Origin of the sequence: Vibrio sp. MACH09 (assembly GCF_033238805.1) — a bacterium.
Classification (GTDB): Bacteria; Pseudomonadota; Gammaproteobacteria; order Enterobacterales; family Vibrionaceae; genus Vibrio.
Genome location: NZ_BSFZ01000001.1, coordinates 1950130 through 1964562, shown reverse-complemented (window position 1 = coordinate 1964562; position 14433 = coordinate 1950130). Strand labels below are relative to the sequence as shown.

The window sequence follows — 14433 nt, the reverse complement described above, 5'->3', positions numbered from 1 at the left end:
TTAATTGGTCCTTGCTCGGTGTTGCTGTTTCTTGCCGTAGAATGACTATGTTTTCAAATCAGTGCCTTGATCAGAAGCCAATAAATTCTCGTAGAACAAGCATATCGAGGTTACTTGAATATAATTGATGATGATTTTTATAAGGATATAATTATCAAAAACTATGGCATTCGAGTTAGCGCTATACTGTTGCTGTTCATCTCTTTAGTAGCAAATGCCCAGCAGCCGGTAAAATTCGCAACATTGGATTTTAAACCTTTTATCTGGTGTGAAGGCACAGTCGCAAGAGGGCTATACTCCGACATAATCGAAGAGCTTTTCTTACGAGTCGGAAGAGAGTATCAGATTGAATGTTTACCTTGGAAGAGGGCACTAAATGAGGTGCAAACGGGTCGTGTAGATGGGCTGTTCGCGGCATTTAAAACCATCGAAAGAGAAGAGTTTGCATACTATTCAGCTCTGCCTATGCGTATCGGTCAGTATGTGGTTTTTACGGATAGGAGTAAAACATTTACTTTCCGTCAGCTATCCGATCTCTTTGGTAAAACCGTGGCGATAACGCGAGGTCATAGTGTTTCTGATGATTTTGACCACGCCAAAGAACTGGGCCTTATAAAAGTGATTGAGGTGAAGTCTGCAAGCACGGGGTTTAAGGTGTTATTGGCTGGCCGAGCAGATGCCTATATCAATGATAAAATTGTTGGCCTTTTTGAGGCGAATGAACAAGGCTTATCCTCTAAGATATCGGTGCTTGATATCCCTATTCAAGAAGCTAATCCTGCCTATCTACTCTTTTCCAAAGCATCAGATTTACAAGATAAACAGCAGATTATTACTCAAGTTAACGAGAAGTTAGAGTCCATGTGGCGTGATGGCACGCTAGAGAACATATATAGTGACTATATAGAACTTATCTATTTGGCTGAGAACGTAGTGATTAACCGATTAGAGTGATCAGAAGCTAATGCAGCCAACTTATTTTGACTGCACGATTAATGTGATAACTCCGGTTGCTAAGAGCATTTTTTATAGTTAGGTGCTTTATGAAAATGGCTCTCTACTAATCGTTGTGTAACGGTATGTTGCGGGCAACTCAAAACACTCTTGGTAGAACCATACTCCACAACTTCACCTTCATGCATAACCATAACTTTGTCGGTTATATGTTTAATAATACCGATATGTTGCGAAGCATAAATAAACGACACGCCCATCTCTTCTTGCAACTCAAGAAACAAATTAATGATCTGAGAACGCATGGCCATATCTAGGCCGTTAAGTGCCTCATCTGCAATAATGATGGATGGTTGCAATATCAGTGCTCTTGCTAAGCAGATTCTCTGTTTCTGTCCTGCCGCAAGCATCTGCGGATAGAAGTAGGCGTGTTCTGGTAGTAAGCCTACGCGAGCTAAGGTGTCTTTAACTCTTTTCATTCTCGCTTCAGGAGACATTTCAGTATTACGTTTCAATGGCCCTTCTAGTATTCTACCAATCTGAATTCTAGGGTTTAGTGAGGTGTTTGGATCTTGAAAAATCATCCTAATCAACTTACAACGGGTTGAGTAGTCTTTGTGCTCCAATCTCTCACCATTAACACGTATCTCGCCTGCTGACGGTTCAACCACCCCAGCTAACATTTTCGCTAGCGTTGATTTACCCGAACCATTTTGTCCGATAAATCCTATGGTCTCTCCCGCTTCAAGCGAGAAGCTGACAGGCATAACCGCTTGCTGAATTTTCTTGCCAAATAAACCTGAACGAGTAGTAAATCGCTTAGAGAGTTGGTCGACTTCAAGCAAGGCACTCATGATTTTTTCTCCGTGTTCAATGGAAAATGACAAGAAAACTTATGATTCTTAATTTTTTTCGAATAGGGGATTTCAACACACTGGCGCTGAGCGTACGGACAGCGGGGCCCAAGTCGGCAACCTATTGGAAGGTGCTGCAACGGTGGAATAGAGCCGGGTAGAGATTGTAGCCTCTGTTTGTGTGGAATATCCTCACTAAAGTCAGGCATTGCCTTAAGCAGTGCAACGGTATATGGATGTTTAGGTGAACTCAAAATCTGCTCAGTGGCAGCCGACTCTACCGATTGGCCACAATACATGACCGTTATACGGTTTGCCCACTGAGTGATGGTAGTCAAATCATGGCCAATCAACAGTATTGTTGTATTATTTACCTGATTCATCCGACTCAATAATCGTAATATCTGAGATTGTGTAATGGGGTCCAAATCATTGGTTGGTTCATCCGCAATCAAGATACGCGGTTTTGCCGCAATGGCCATGGCAATCATGACTTTCTGGCATTCACCATCGGTTAACTCATAAGGGTAACTGCTCATTATGCGCTGATGGTCTTTAATGCCCACCTTGTGTAAAAGTGCGATAGCTTGTTTGCGACGCCATTTGATTCGTTGCCACCAACGGCCATTAAAGGACTTGGATGGAATAGATTCCGCCAGTTGATGGCCTACCGCTTCTGAAGGGTCAAGACAGGTAGAGGGTTCCTGAAAAATCATCGCCACGTCTCTTGCGATAACACGTCGCCGCTCTTTGGGCGTCAACTGTAGCAGATCCACATTTCCAAGCCGCATACGGTCTGCGGTTACGCGCCAATTTTCCTTACATATCCCAACAATGGCCTTAGCCACTAAACTTTTACCTGAACCTGATTCGCCAACCAAACCACGGATATCACCTTCCTGAATGGTTAAGCTCATTCTATCCACGGCTTTTACCAGACCATGAGGGGTTTCAATTTCTATGGTCAAATGTCTAAAGTCTAATAGCGGCATTATTCTATCCCCGCATTAAGTGCTTGTCGTACGCCTTCACCCACAAGGTTTACGACAACGACGGTAAATAGAATTGCCATTCCGGGAAGTGTCACCGTCCATGGAGCCAGATAAATCAGTTCCACTGAATCTCCTAATATCGCGCCCCATTCTGTACTTGGTGCTTGAGCGCCTAGTCCGAGGAAGCCTAAGGCGGTTACATCTAATATTGCTATGCTAATCGCCATGGTAAATTCTGCTGCAATCACCGAGAGTATATTAGGAAAAATAGAGTTAGTAAGAAGGTAAAAGTTGTTCGCTCCATCTAGCCTTGCTGCCATGATGTAATCTTTTTCTAGCTCGCCATGAACAGCGGTATAAAGAGATCGAATAAAGCGAGGTATGAGAGCCAAACATATCGCTAATAAAATATTAAATTCGCCAATACCAAGAAAGGCAACAAATATGATAGCGAGCAGTAATGAAGGTATGGACATTACTGTATCAAATAGGTGATTCAATGTACTGGAGAGTAATCCTCTGGTCATGCCGGCCAGAATACCGATAGTACAGCCAACTGCCGCGGATATTACGGCAATGACAATCGATGCGCCAAAGGTTAGCTGCGAGCCTGTGATGATGCGTGACAGAATGTCTCGACCTAGATCATCTGTGCCGAGAAAATACTCGACGCTACCTTGATGGTTCCATGATGGTGGTACTAATAGATCGCCGGTCTGTAGTTGCGGGTCATGGGGCGTTATCCATGGTGACGCAAGAGTGATGATAATGATCAACAACAGACACCATAAGCCAAACATGGCTAAACTGTTCTGCTTAAAGCTTTTAGCAAAGCGTTCAAACTGTGTCGGTATGTGCTCTTCCTGATAAATACTACTTGTTAACATACCACTCTTTCCTTACCAGTGGATTTACCATGGTACCAATAAGATCGGACAAGATGTTGGCTGACAATACAAAAGTTGCCACCACAATAACTCCCGCTTGAATAGACGCGTAATCTTGATTTGCTAACGCATTAAGTAACCAGCGACCTATACCGGGCCAGTTGAAAATAGATTCTGTGATTATGGCAAATGTCAGCATGCTGGAAAGCTGAAAACCAAACTTAGGAATAATTGGCGGTAATGCATTTCGTATGACGTGTTGAGTAACAATCTCATACTTAGATAAACCTTTGATCCGTGCGGCGCGAATATAATTTTGACTCATGACTTCCGCGACAGAGGCTCGCATTAATCTGACAATTTGTGTAGTTGGAGCCAGAGCGAGAACTAAACAGGGCAAAATGAGATGCGATAGTACACTCTGTAACGCTTCTGCACGATACATTCTTTCTGACATAAAGGCGTCGATAATGGCAAAGCCAGTAACGTGGTCAATTTCGTATAGTAGGTTATATCGACCAGAAACTGGCAACACTTGCAGGTGCAAAGAGAAGAACATGATCATTAATAGAGCGACCCAAAACAGTGGTGCTGAGTAACCTGTCATGGAAATAAAAGAGATTAATGTATCAATGCTTTTTCCCTGTCTCATCCCTGCGAGTGTTCCCAATGGAATACCAACAAATAGAGCAAGAACAAAAGCAAATAGACAGAGTTCTAACGTTGCAGGGAACACAACTAGAAGTTCATCAATAATAGGGAAGCCTTGATTATTGACACCAAAATCTAATCGAACAAGATGTTTAATGTACTGGAACCAGCCATCCCAAAAATTACTGTCATGCCATACAGATGAACGGTCTAGCAGCAAAATGCTGTAACCAATCATAGTAAGAATTAATAGCGTAATAACAAATAGGTTGAATCGGCGAACGGTATAATTAAACATTATTTCGTCCTTTCTACTTTATGAAAGCTTTGAGAGCTAAATGGGCTAATATCAAATCCTTGCAGCGACTTATGGTAGGCTTGAAATTGTGCGCCATGGGCTAATGGAATGACAGGCACCTCTTCATTCATTATGTTTTGCGCCTGTTTATAGAGATTGATCCGGTAGCGAATTTGGTTAGTTTCTTTAGCAAGATCGAGCAAGAAATCAAAATCTGAGTTACACCACATTGACGCATTTAGCCCTGATTGCTCAGCGTTACATGACAGTAGCGGACGAAGGAAATTGTCAGGGTCACCAGTACTGGCACTCCAGCCTGTTAAGAGTAAGTCGAAATTACTCTGCTTACCTAATTCTGAGCGCTCGAACTGGTCGCCAGTATAAAGGGTAAGGGTGACCCCAATATCGAAAAATGCCGCTTGTATTAACTCTGCTGTTTTTCTTGGGCTAGGGTTATAGGCCGTCGGCTCTAAAGGCACTAACATCGTTAGCTGTAAATCGTCTAGGTATCCCGCTTCTCTTAACAATGCGATGGCATAATTTCGGTCATAACGTACATGAACGGTGTCTTTTTGATAGGCCCATGAATTAGGAGGAAGTATTGAATACGCTTGCTCGCCTGTTCCGTAATAGACCGAATCGAGAATATTCTTTCTGTTGACGGCTAAGTTGAGTGCTTTTCTTACTCGAACATCTTGCAACGCTTTATGCTTAGTATTGATAGCAATGAATGCGACATTCATTGATGACTTAATATCCAGCTTAAGTTCTTGGTGCTGTTTGATAATAGGAATATGGCTAGAAATGGGTGAGTTTAGTACATCACACTCATTTCTTAACAGTTTCGCTAAAGGGCCAGTACCCCGAGAAGAAATATCAAAAACAATTTGGCCAATCGTTGGCTTGCCTCGCCAATAGTCGTTGTGCCTTTTTAAGCGTACCAGATCTCCAGAACGATACTCATCCAGATAGAATGGACCAGTACCTACAGGCTTATAGTCGATATTGTTTTTCTTCTTGGATTCAAGTAATTGATCGGCATACTCTTTGGAATGAATAACGGAGTAGGTAGTCGCAATGTTAGATAGAAACGTATTGTCTGCATGATTGAGGACAAACTTCACTTGGTGATCATCAATAGCTTCAACCTTTTTCACCAGTCCTGTGAAGTCTATACCTGTAAACCAAGGGTAGCCGCTATTACCCACCTCGTGAAACGGGTGCTGTTTGTCGATGATGCGATTAAAACTGAATACGATATCGGAAGCATTGAGTTTACGACTGGGGGTAAACCAATCCGTAGTTTGAAAAGAGACATTATCTCTTAGCTTAAAAGTATACTCTGTTCCATCATCATTGCTGGACCAACTGGTTGCAACACTAGGCATTGGCTTGTGGCTATCAGGATCTAGGGTAAGCAGCGAGTCGAAGATTTGCGGGCTTAACGTCTCAGAGGTGATACCGCTATCCACTAATTGAGGATTAAATGAACTGGGGGCTCCCTCTTGGCCACAAAACACAAAACCTTGCTCTCGAATTTTATCTTGTTCTGGAACCTCTCCACAACCGGATAATAAGCTTAAGCCGCAGATGCTTAAAGTAAACTGTATAAATGCTTTCATAGAAGAAACTGTTCGTATTTCAAAAGATAGGCTTTCGCCTAATGAACTGGCTAATTTACCACTTTTTACTTAGTCAGACCAAGGATATATAGCTGATAGAGCTAAAGTTATCGCTTTTATATCTACTCAAGTGACCTTAAGCTGCTTGCTCAGCGAGAATTGCTTAGTTGCAGAACAAGCCGCTAAAATGATTCTAAGGCAAGCATCAGCTGTGCAGTCAACCTGATCGCTGATATGTCACTTAAGACAAATTGTATTTCCTCAGCATACCTCTTAACTGATGATAGCTGAGTCCTAGCAACTCTGCTGCGATACGTTTGTTATGTCTTGCTTCAGCTAACGTTTTATTGAGTAATTTTATATCTAAAGACTCTTGCCACTGTTTGTAATCAATAGGAAAGTCAAAATTCATATCATCGGCCACCGGTTCATTACTCTCTTCTTGAACAACGGTCGTCCGGTCCCACTGCTGTACAAAAGGATCGATGATCAACTCTTCAATAGGGTACTCCGATTTGCCATGCTGATAAACGGCTCGTTCGACTACATTTTTAAGTTCACGGATATTTCCCGGCCAAGTATAGGCCGATAGTTGTTGCTGTGCATATTGGCTAAAGCCAACAAATAGAGGTAGCTCGAGTTCCCGACACATTTTGATGGCGTAGTGCTGAGCAAGAATCATAATGTCTTCTTCTCTCTCCCTTAACGGGGGGAGATGAACCACATCAAATGCCAGCCTATCGAGCAGATCCGCCCGAAACTTGTTTTGCTCAGCTAATAGAGGAAGATTGGCATTGGTTGCACAGATGAGCCGAACATTGGCGTTGAGTGTTTTACTGCCTCCGACACGTTCATATTGGCCATATTCGATGACTCTCAATAACTTTTCTTGTACGGAAAGAGGTGCGGTAGCAAGTTCATCCAAAAATAGAGTTCCTCCTTCCGCTCGTTCAAACCGTCCCAGATGTCGGTTTTTTGCACCGGTAAATGAACCTGCTTCGTGGCCAAAGAGTTCAGAGTCAATAAGGCTGTCGTTTAAGCTGGAGCAGTTTAAAGTGACTAAGGGGTTATCCCAACGCCGAGACAAGTAATGCAGCCGTTGCGCGATAAGCTCTTTGCCTGTTCCTCTTTCACCAATGATTAGGACGGAACGTTCTATCGGCGCAAGGCGAGATACTTTGTCGAGCACAGATAAAAAACTCGGTGATTCGCCAATTAGGGTTTGTTGTTCCATCCGTCTGCCTCATAAGCTTGGTTAAATTAACCAAAAGTTGGTTATATTCATCGTAGCATGGAATGGTGATATTAACGAGTTTAACTTATCTTGTTGATATATAATGGAATTAATAGTTGGCACAATTATTGGAATGTAAAACGCATCAGCACAAAAATTATTGTAATGAAAGACAGAAACAGGAGCTTCATCATGGGTATATTTTCGCGTTTTGCCGACATCGTAAACTCAAACATTAGCGCTTTGCTGGATAAAGCAGAAGATCCAGAGAAGATGATACGCCTTATACTTCAAGAGATGGAAGATACATTGGTTGAAGTAAGAACCAACTCAGCCAAAGCGATAGCGGACAAAAAAGAGTTGGCGCGTAGAGTCGACAGCATAGATTCACAAATTAATGATTGGCAGCAAAAAGCTAGCCTGGCATTAACAAAACAGAGAGAAGATCTTGCCCGTTCGGCTTTGATAGAGAAGCAGAAGTTGCAAGATGTCATTAAAGGCTTGCATACTGAGCAAACGTTGGTCGAAGAAACCATCAACAAACTAACAAGTGAAATTGGTAAGTTAGAAGCGAAAATAAATGAAACTCGTGCTAAGCAGCAGGCTTTAGTTATTCGTCGTGAAACCGCCGGTAGCCGAAGAGATGTGCAGAAACACCTTCATACCAGCAGAACGGCAGAAGCTCTGTCTAAGTTTGAACAGTATGAAAGAAAAATAGATCAACTCGAAGCGGAAGCAGATAGCTATGAATTGTCAGGCAAAGCTAAATCTCTTGATGAAGAGTTCGCAAATTTGCAAGCGCAAGATGGTATCGAGCAAGAACTAGAAAGAATGAAGCAAGAGATGAATAACGAAAAATAATAAGGTGTAACTATGACAGCGGCAATAATTACTGGGCCAATCATTGTATTTTTGATTTTTGTAGCACCGCTTTGGTTATTTCTTCATTATCGAAGTAAGAAGAAGTCTGAGCATGGTCTAACAACTGAAGATTATGAGAAGCTGCAATCTTTATCGAATAAAGCAGAGCAGTTACAGACAAGAGTTGTAACGTTAGAAAAAATACTCGACTCTGAGTCACCAAGTTGGAGACAACATTATGACTAATAATAGGCAGCTGTATCGAGATCCCGTCAATGGTAAGTTAACAGGTGTGTGCGCCGGTATCGCTAACTATTTTGGTGCGGAGATCTGGTTGGTTAGGATACTGGTGGTATCTGCTGCTTTGTTAGGTGGAAGTTTTCTGGTTATCTTGGCTTATGTGGCGTTCACCTTGATGTTAGAAAAACAGCCGTATGATTATCAGGAAACCATAAAATCTAAGCAAGATCATACAATTAAAAACAAGCCTTGGCAGTCAGGACAGACGCCAGAGAAATTGTTGTTAAACGTTGAACATGATCTAAATACCGTGGAAAAGCAGATACGAACAGTTGAAGCATATGTCACGTCAGACCGGTTTAAAGTTAATAGAGAGTTTAACAACTTGTAAGCTCATATTGACAAAATAATTGGATGCCAGTTGTTTTTATGATCCAGCTTATATATCAGTAAGTTAAAGGGTCGAACACTGGCATCTCTTTGCATATTCATCTATGTTAATTAAAACGCTAATCAACATGGATGATGTGGTATGCACAAGTCATTAACTTATCTGATAATATCAGTCACTTTTCTTATTGGCTGTAAAGATAAAGCCCCTCCTGTACCTGAACCAGAATCTCGTCCCGCCAAATTATTAACGGTTACTGTCGGTAATCGTGATTTATTACGCACATTTCCTGCTGTTGCTGAAGCAGGGGATAAAGCTGTTTTGGCATTTAGAGTGCCAGGGCAGTTAACGTCTTTAAAGGTGCGTGCTGGGCAAAATGTCAAACAAGGGGATGTCCTTGCGGCACTTAATCCGGACAAATACTCTCTGCTAAAAAAACAGGCAGAAGCAAACTTCGAGCTGGCTAACGTTCAGTTTAAGCGAATGAGTAAGCTTCGAAAGGATCAAGTGGTATCTGAGCAAGATTTTGATAAAGCTCAGGCCAATTATAAATCGGCCAGTGCTTCGTTTGACCAAGCAAGTGCCAATCTTGGTTATACCCAGTTAATCGCCCCTTATGATGGAAGCGTCTCAATAGTGAATGTTGAGGAGTTTGAATTCATCAATGCCAATCAACCAGTAATGAATATTCAAACTACTCAGTTACTTAAAGTTGTTTTTCAAGTGCCAGACTATTTGCTATCTCGTTTTGAGTACGCGATGAACAGAAAAGCCACCATGACTTTCGATTCATTCCCTCAAGAGTCATTTTCTGTGCAGCTTCAAGAGTTGGATACCGAAGCCGATCCTAAAACAGGCAGTTATAAAGCCACAATGATTATGAAGCGTCCTGAAGATGTTGGCGTATTGCCGGGAATGTCAGGACAAATAAAGATATTAATTCCCAAAGGGGGAGTTACCCCTATCCCTGAATCCGCACTTTTTCAACAAGACGGCAAACTGTATGTATGGCAGGTAAACGAAGAAGGGATCACGGAACAGACATTAGTGTCGCTAGGGGACAAAGGCGAAGTTCTTTCTGGATTAAACGATGGTGATTTAATCATTGTTTCCGGTGTTGCAGAGATTGAAGCCGGAATGAAGGTTCGTGAGTGGATAAAAGAGAGAGGGTTATAATATGCGAGTTAAAACGATAGTTTGTATCCTCTCTTTATTGGGCATTGTCGCGGGGTGTAAAGACAACGGGCCTGAAAAAGTACCCGCCATTGCTAAAGTGAAAGTGGTTAAAGTAGGATCAACGACAGGTGTCGACGATCGAATGTTTTTTCCCGCGATTGCAAATGCAGCTGATAGAGCTAGGTTAAGTTTTAGGGTCTCGGGCGAAGTCAGCAAGCTGATGGTTCGCGATGGTGACAGAGTCACTAAAGGACAGTTGATTGCGGAGATTGATCCAACGGATTATCAGTTAGCGGTTGATAATGCCAGAGCCTCCTATTCAGTCGCAAACAGTCAATATAAGCGTTCTGAACAGTTAGTTAAAAAAGGTTTGCTTGCACAATCGCAATTTGATGAGTTAGCCGCTCAACGCATGATAGCAAAATCTGAACTGGACCTTGCCAGTTTACAGCTCTCATTTACCACTTTAAATGCACCCTATGACGGCTTGATTTCTCGAGTGAATGTTGAACAGTTTGAGAATATTAATATTGGTCAGCAGGTGGTCAATATTCACAACCCTAAACAAGTTGATATTGTTATTCAGGTGCCAGACAAGTTATTTGCGGGCTCGCCAAGCGATTATGACTATCAACAAGTTCAAGCGGATGTGCGCCTCAACAATGGTAATACTTACCGAGCGTCGCTAAAAGAATATACCACAGAGCAAGATGCAGAGAGTGCAACGTATACCGTCACTCTAACCATGCCAATGCCTGAAAATGACATCGTTCTAGACGGTATGGCGGTGGATGTTGCCCCAATACAAGGCGGCATTGGTGATTTAAACTCGGCATCTCAGTTAATTTCTATCCCAATAGAAGCGGTATTTACCCCTGACGGTGAAGACCTAGATCGATTGAATAAATACGTTTGGGTTGTTGGTAAAGATAATAGTGTTAGTAAAACTAAGGTGGTCACAAGAAAAGTCAATTACAAAAAAGTTCAGGTAGTTAGCGGGTTAACTCAAGGTGACAGTATCGTTGTTGCTGGTGTCTCGAGGCTAAGAGATGGAATGAAAGTGGAGTTAGTAAACGAACTGTCAACAGGGAGTGAAGGCGATGAGTGATAAAATGGACCAATCAGCAGACCACTCAACAGACGATACTAAGGGGATAGCCGCTTATTTTATCAAAAATAGCGTCATTAGTTGGATGCTCTCTCTTATTTTCTTAATTGGTGGCGCGTCGGCATTCTTTGAACTTGGGCGTTTGGAAGATCCCGCTTTTACCATAAAAGATGCCTTGGTAGTCACCAACTACCCGGGAGCTACACCGGTTCAAGTTGAAGAAGAGGTGACTTACCCCATTGAGAAAGAGATTCAGCAACTGGTGTATGTGGACGAAGTGAATTCAATTTCCAGTCGTGGTTTATCTCAAATAACCGTCACAATGAAAAACAATTATGGCCCTGACGATTTACCACAAATATGGGATGAATTACGACGGAAAGTGAATGATCTCACTGCACAACTGCCACCGGGGGTCAATGCTCCTTTAGTGGTTGATGATTTTGGTGATGTATTTGGTATTTTGCTGGCAGTATCTGGGGAAGGATACTCCTACAAAGAGTTGTTAGACTACGTTGACTACTTGCGCCGAGAGTTAGAGTTGATTGACGGGGTTGGTAAGGTCAATGTGTCAGGCCAACAGCAAGAACAAGTTTTTCTGGAAGTTTCGATGAAAAGGCTGAGTTCTTTAGGCATCGCTCCAAACACCATCTTTAACCTGCTATCCACGCAAAATGTCGTTTCTGATGCAGGAGCGTTGAGGATTGGTGATGAATATATTCGTATCCATCCGACAGGTGAGTTCGAAGATGTCGAGCAGCTAGGTGATCTTATTTTGACGGAAGGGGGCGCTCAAGGGCTTATTTTCCTGAAAGATGTGGCGACAGTTAAACGAGGCTATGTCGAAGTTCCTAGCAACATTATCAACTATAACGGGCGATTAGCGCTCAATCTCGGGGTTTCATTTAGTTCAGGTGTCAATGTTGTTGAAGTAGGCAAACGCTTTAATCGTCGATTAGCGGAGCTTAAGTTCCAGCAGCCAATTGGCATTGAAATCTCGGAAGTGTATAGCCAACCAAACGAGGTGGATAAATCGGTTAGTGGCTTTGTTGTTAGCTTAGGGCAAGCAGTAGCGATTGTTATTGTGGTGCTGCTCTTTTTTATGGGGGTTCGTTCTGGTGTTTTAATAGGATTGATTCTATTACTCACCGTTTTGGGAACCTTTATTTTCATGCAGTATATGGGAATCGAGCTTCAACGAATATCACTCGGCGCACTTGTTATTGCATTAGGGATGTTGGTGGACAATGCTATTGTGGTTGTGGAAGGGATACTGATAGGCTGTCAAAAAGGAAGAACCAGAATACAAGCCGCGACGGACATTGTCACCCAAACCAAATGGCCGCTTTTAGGCGCAACGGTAATTGCGGTGACCGCTTTTGCTCCTATTGGTTTATCAGACGATGCCACCGGTGAATATTGCGGTACGCTTTTCACGGTTCTGCTTATCTCACTCATGTTGAGCTGGTTTACAGCAATCTCACTGACCCCTTTCTTTGCCAATCTATTTTTTAAAGAAACTAAACCACAATCAGGGGATAACGACACGGAAGAACATGACCCATATAATGGCATTATATTTGTGGTCTATCGACGTTTCTTAGAGTTTTGCATGCACCGGGCATGGATAACGGTGGCGACGCTTGTGGTTATGCTTGCGGCAAGCCTTTATGGCTTTACCCAGGTAAAACAATCCTTTTTCCCTTCCTCTACAACACCGCTATTTATGACGGATATCTGGTTGCCAGAAGGTACCGATATTAGAGCGACAAACGATAAGCTGAAACAGTTGCAGTCGTGGCTTTCTGAACAGCAAGGTGTTGAGCATATCACGACAACTGCCGGGAAAGGTTTGCAGCGGTTTATGCTCACTTATGCACCAGAAAAAAGTTACTCTGCCTATGGTGAAATCGCAACAAGGGTAACGTCTGCTGATGTACTGGATGATTTGATGAGAAGGTTCAGAACTCATATCGAAAATCATTATCCAGAAGTGAATTACAAGTTGAAAAAAATCGAACTGGGTCCCGGCGGAGGGGCGAAAATAGAGGCGAGAATTGTTGGTTCCGACCCTACTATTTTACGAGGCATCGCCAGACAAGTGATGGATATTATGTATGCGGATCCAATGGCAACCAATGTCCGCCATGACTGGCGTGAAAGAACCAAAGTCATTGAACCTATATTTAATGAAAGTCAGGCTCGTCGATATGGCGTTACCAAATCTGATATTGATGATTTCTTGAGTATGTCGTTCTCAGGTAAATCTATTGGTGTATATCGAGACGGTACGACGCTGATGCCAATTGTGGCGAGGCTGCCTGAAAATGAAAGAGAGAACATTAATAACATCGAGAGTATGAAGATATGGAGTGCCGCCATTGGAGAATATATCCCGCTACAACAAGTGACGCTAGGGTATGACATTCGCTGGGAAGACCCATTGATCATAAGAAAAAACCGCAAACGTATGTTAACGATAATGGCGGATCCGGATATTTTAGGAGAGGAAACCGCGGCGACACTTCAGAAACGATTAATGAGTCAAATAGATGCGATAGAGATGCCAGCTGGTTATTCGCTAGAGTGGGGTGGAGAATACGAATCATCCAGTGACGCACAGGAATCACTATTTAGCACTATGCCGCTGGGTTATCTGTTTATGTTCTTGGTTACGGTATTCCTGTTTAACTCGGTGAAGGAACCTTTAATCGTCTGGTTTACTGTGCCCCTTGCCGTTATTGGAGTGGCGTCTGGTTTATTGTTATTGGATACACCATTTGGCTTTATGGCGTTACTTGGTTTCTTAAGTTTGTCAGGCATGTTACTCAAAAATGGCATTGTGCTACTGGACCAGATTGAAATTGAGATGAAATCGGGTAAAGCTCCATATGATGCCGTAATTGATGCCGCGCTGAGTCGTGTTAGGCCAGTCTGCATGGCAGCCATTACCACTATCTTAGGTATGGTGCCACTATTGCCTGATACATTCTTTAAACCTATGGCCGTCACCATCATGTTCGGTTTAGGGTTTGCGACTATTCTGACGTTAATCGTGGTTCCAGTGCTGTATAAGATTTTCCATAAGGTTAAACTTATTGACCCTAGCTGAGCCAATTCGCTGACAAAATGATAGATATACGACGACCTCTCTTTATTTGGAGG

At 42.6% G+C, this 14433-nt stretch carries 13 protein-coding genes; 7 read left to right on the top strand and 6 right to left on the bottom strand.

Annotation, left to right across the window (positions count from 1 at the left end; genetic code table 11):
- Nucleotides 1-114: 114 nt before the first annotated feature.
- The gene (locus CHJ_RS08730) at nt 115-954 is read left to right on the top strand and encodes a substrate-binding periplasmic protein (protein WP_317917475.1); all 840 of its coding nucleotides are present in this window, start codon (nt 115-117) and stop codon (nt 952-954) included.
- 59 nt (nt 955-1013) lie between these two features.
- Here the strand turns inward: CHJ_RS08730 and CHJ_RS08725 are convergent, their stop codons facing one another.
- The 6 genes from CHJ_RS08725 to pspF form a co-directional block, all read right to left on the bottom strand.
- Nucleotides 1014-1808 (bottom strand): ATP-binding cassette domain-containing protein, encoded by a 795-nt coding sequence (locus CHJ_RS08725; RefSeq protein ID WP_317917474.1) that lies wholly within the window; start codon nt 1806-1808, stop codon nt 1014-1016.
- The gene (locus CHJ_RS08720; RefSeq protein ID WP_171754377.1) at nt 1805-2800 is read right to left on the bottom strand and encodes an oligopeptide/dipeptide ABC transporter ATP-binding protein; all 996 of its coding nucleotides are present in this window, start codon (nt 2798-2800) and stop codon (nt 1805-1807) included. Before CHJ_RS08720 ends, CHJ_RS08725 begins: the two co-directional genes overlap by 4 nt.
- On the bottom strand, nt 2800-3687 hold the full coding sequence (locus CHJ_RS08715; RefSeq protein WP_171754376.1) for an ABC transporter permease subunit: 888 nt from the start codon (nt 3685-3687) through the stop codon (nt 2800-2802). Before CHJ_RS08715 ends, CHJ_RS08720 begins: the two co-directional genes overlap by 1 nt.
- Complete coding sequence (locus CHJ_RS08710) at nt 3674-4636, bottom strand: ABC transporter permease (RefSeq protein WP_171754375.1); 963 nt, start codon at nt 4634-4636, stop codon at nt 3674-3676. The genes CHJ_RS08715 and CHJ_RS08710 overlap by 14 nt, the downstream gene beginning before the upstream one ends.
- A complete protein-coding gene (gene sapA / locus CHJ_RS08705; RefSeq protein ID WP_171754374.1) occupies nt 4636-6258 on the bottom strand; it encodes an ABC transporter substrate-binding protein SapA in 1623 nt (540 codons plus the stop codon). Before sapA ends, CHJ_RS08710 begins: the two co-directional genes overlap by 1 nt.
- 241 nt (nt 6259-6499) lie before the next feature.
- Nucleotides 6500-7492, bottom strand: a complete 993-nt coding sequence (gene pspF, locus CHJ_RS08700; RefSeq protein WP_317917473.1) for a phage shock protein operon transcriptional activator — start codon at nt 7490-7492, stop codon at nt 6500-6502.
- Between the two features lie 192 nt (nt 7493-7684).
- On the opposite strand from pspF, the gene pspA reads away from it, so the two are divergent.
- From pspA to CHJ_RS08670, 6 genes are all read left to right on the top strand, one after another.
- Entirely contained in the window at nt 7685-8353 is a 669-nt protein-coding gene (gene pspA, locus CHJ_RS08695; protein ID WP_317917472.1) for a phage shock protein PspA, read from the top strand.
- A gap of 12 nt (nt 8354-8365) precedes the next feature.
- Complete coding sequence (gene pspB / locus CHJ_RS08690) at nt 8366-8599, top strand: envelope stress response membrane protein PspB (protein ID WP_171754371.1); 234 nt, start codon at nt 8366-8368, stop codon at nt 8597-8599.
- Entirely contained in the window at nt 8592-8984 is a 393-nt protein-coding gene (pspC, locus tag CHJ_RS08685; protein ID WP_171754370.1) for an envelope stress response membrane protein PspC, read from the top strand. The genes pspB and pspC overlap by 8 nt, the downstream gene beginning before the upstream one ends.
- Nucleotides 8985-9125: 141 nt before the next feature.
- Complete coding sequence (locus CHJ_RS08680; RefSeq protein ID WP_317917471.1) at nt 9126-10160, top strand: efflux RND transporter periplasmic adaptor subunit; 1035 nt, start codon at nt 9126-9128, stop codon at nt 10158-10160.
- A gap of 1 nt (nt 10161) precedes the next feature.
- On the top strand, nt 10162-11268 hold the full coding sequence (locus CHJ_RS08675) for an efflux RND transporter periplasmic adaptor subunit (protein ID WP_317917470.1): 1107 nt from the start codon (nt 10162-10164) through the stop codon (nt 11266-11268).
- On the top strand, nt 11261-14380 hold the full coding sequence (locus CHJ_RS08670) for an efflux RND transporter permease subunit (protein ID WP_301338371.1): 3120 nt from the start codon (nt 11261-11263) through the stop codon (nt 14378-14380). Before CHJ_RS08675 ends, CHJ_RS08670 begins: the two co-directional genes overlap by 8 nt.
- Nucleotides 14381-14433 lie beyond the last annotated feature (53 nt).

Bases quoted from the DNA above. Each gene is read 5' to 3' on its own strand.
- CHJ_RS08725 (WP_317917474.1), bottom strand. From the start codon at position 1,808: ATGAGTGCCTTGCTTGAAGTCGACCAACTCTCTAAGCGATTTACTACT.
- CHJ_RS08720 (WP_171754377.1), bottom strand. From the start codon at position 2,800: ATGCCGCTATTAGACTTTAGACATTTGACCATAGAAATTGAAACCCCT.
- CHJ_RS08715 (WP_171754376.1), bottom strand. From the start codon at position 3,687: ATGTTAACAAGTAGTATTTATCAGGAAGAGCACATACCGACACAGTTT.
- CHJ_RS08710 (WP_171754375.1), bottom strand. From the start codon at position 4,636: ATGTTTAATTATACCGTTCGCCGATTCAACCTATTTGTTATTACGCTA.
- sapA (WP_171754374.1), bottom strand. From the start codon at position 6,258: ATGAAAGCATTTATACAGTTTACTTTAAGCATCTGCGGCTTAAGCTTA.
- pspF (WP_317917473.1), bottom strand. From the start codon at position 7,492: ATGGAACAACAAACCCTAATTGGCGAATCACCGAGTTTTTTATCTGTG.
- pspA (WP_317917472.1), top strand. From the start codon at position 7,685: ATGGGTATATTTTCGCGTTTTGCCGACATCGTAAACTCAAACATTAGC.
- pspB (WP_171754371.1), top strand. From the start codon at position 8,366: ATGACAGCGGCAATAATTACTGGGCCAATCATTGTATTTTTGATTTTT.
- pspC (WP_171754370.1), top strand. From the start codon at position 8,592: ATGACTAATAATAGGCAGCTGTATCGAGATCCCGTCAATGGTAAGTTA.
- CHJ_RS08680 (WP_317917471.1), top strand. From the start codon at position 9,126: ATGCACAAGTCATTAACTTATCTGATAATATCAGTCACTTTTCTTATT.
- CHJ_RS08675 (WP_317917470.1), top strand. From the start codon at position 10,162: ATGCGAGTTAAAACGATAGTTTGTATCCTCTCTTTATTGGGCATTGTC.
- CHJ_RS08670 (WP_301338371.1), top strand. From the start codon at position 11,261: ATGAGTGATAAAATGGACCAATCAGCAGACCACTCAACAGACGATACT.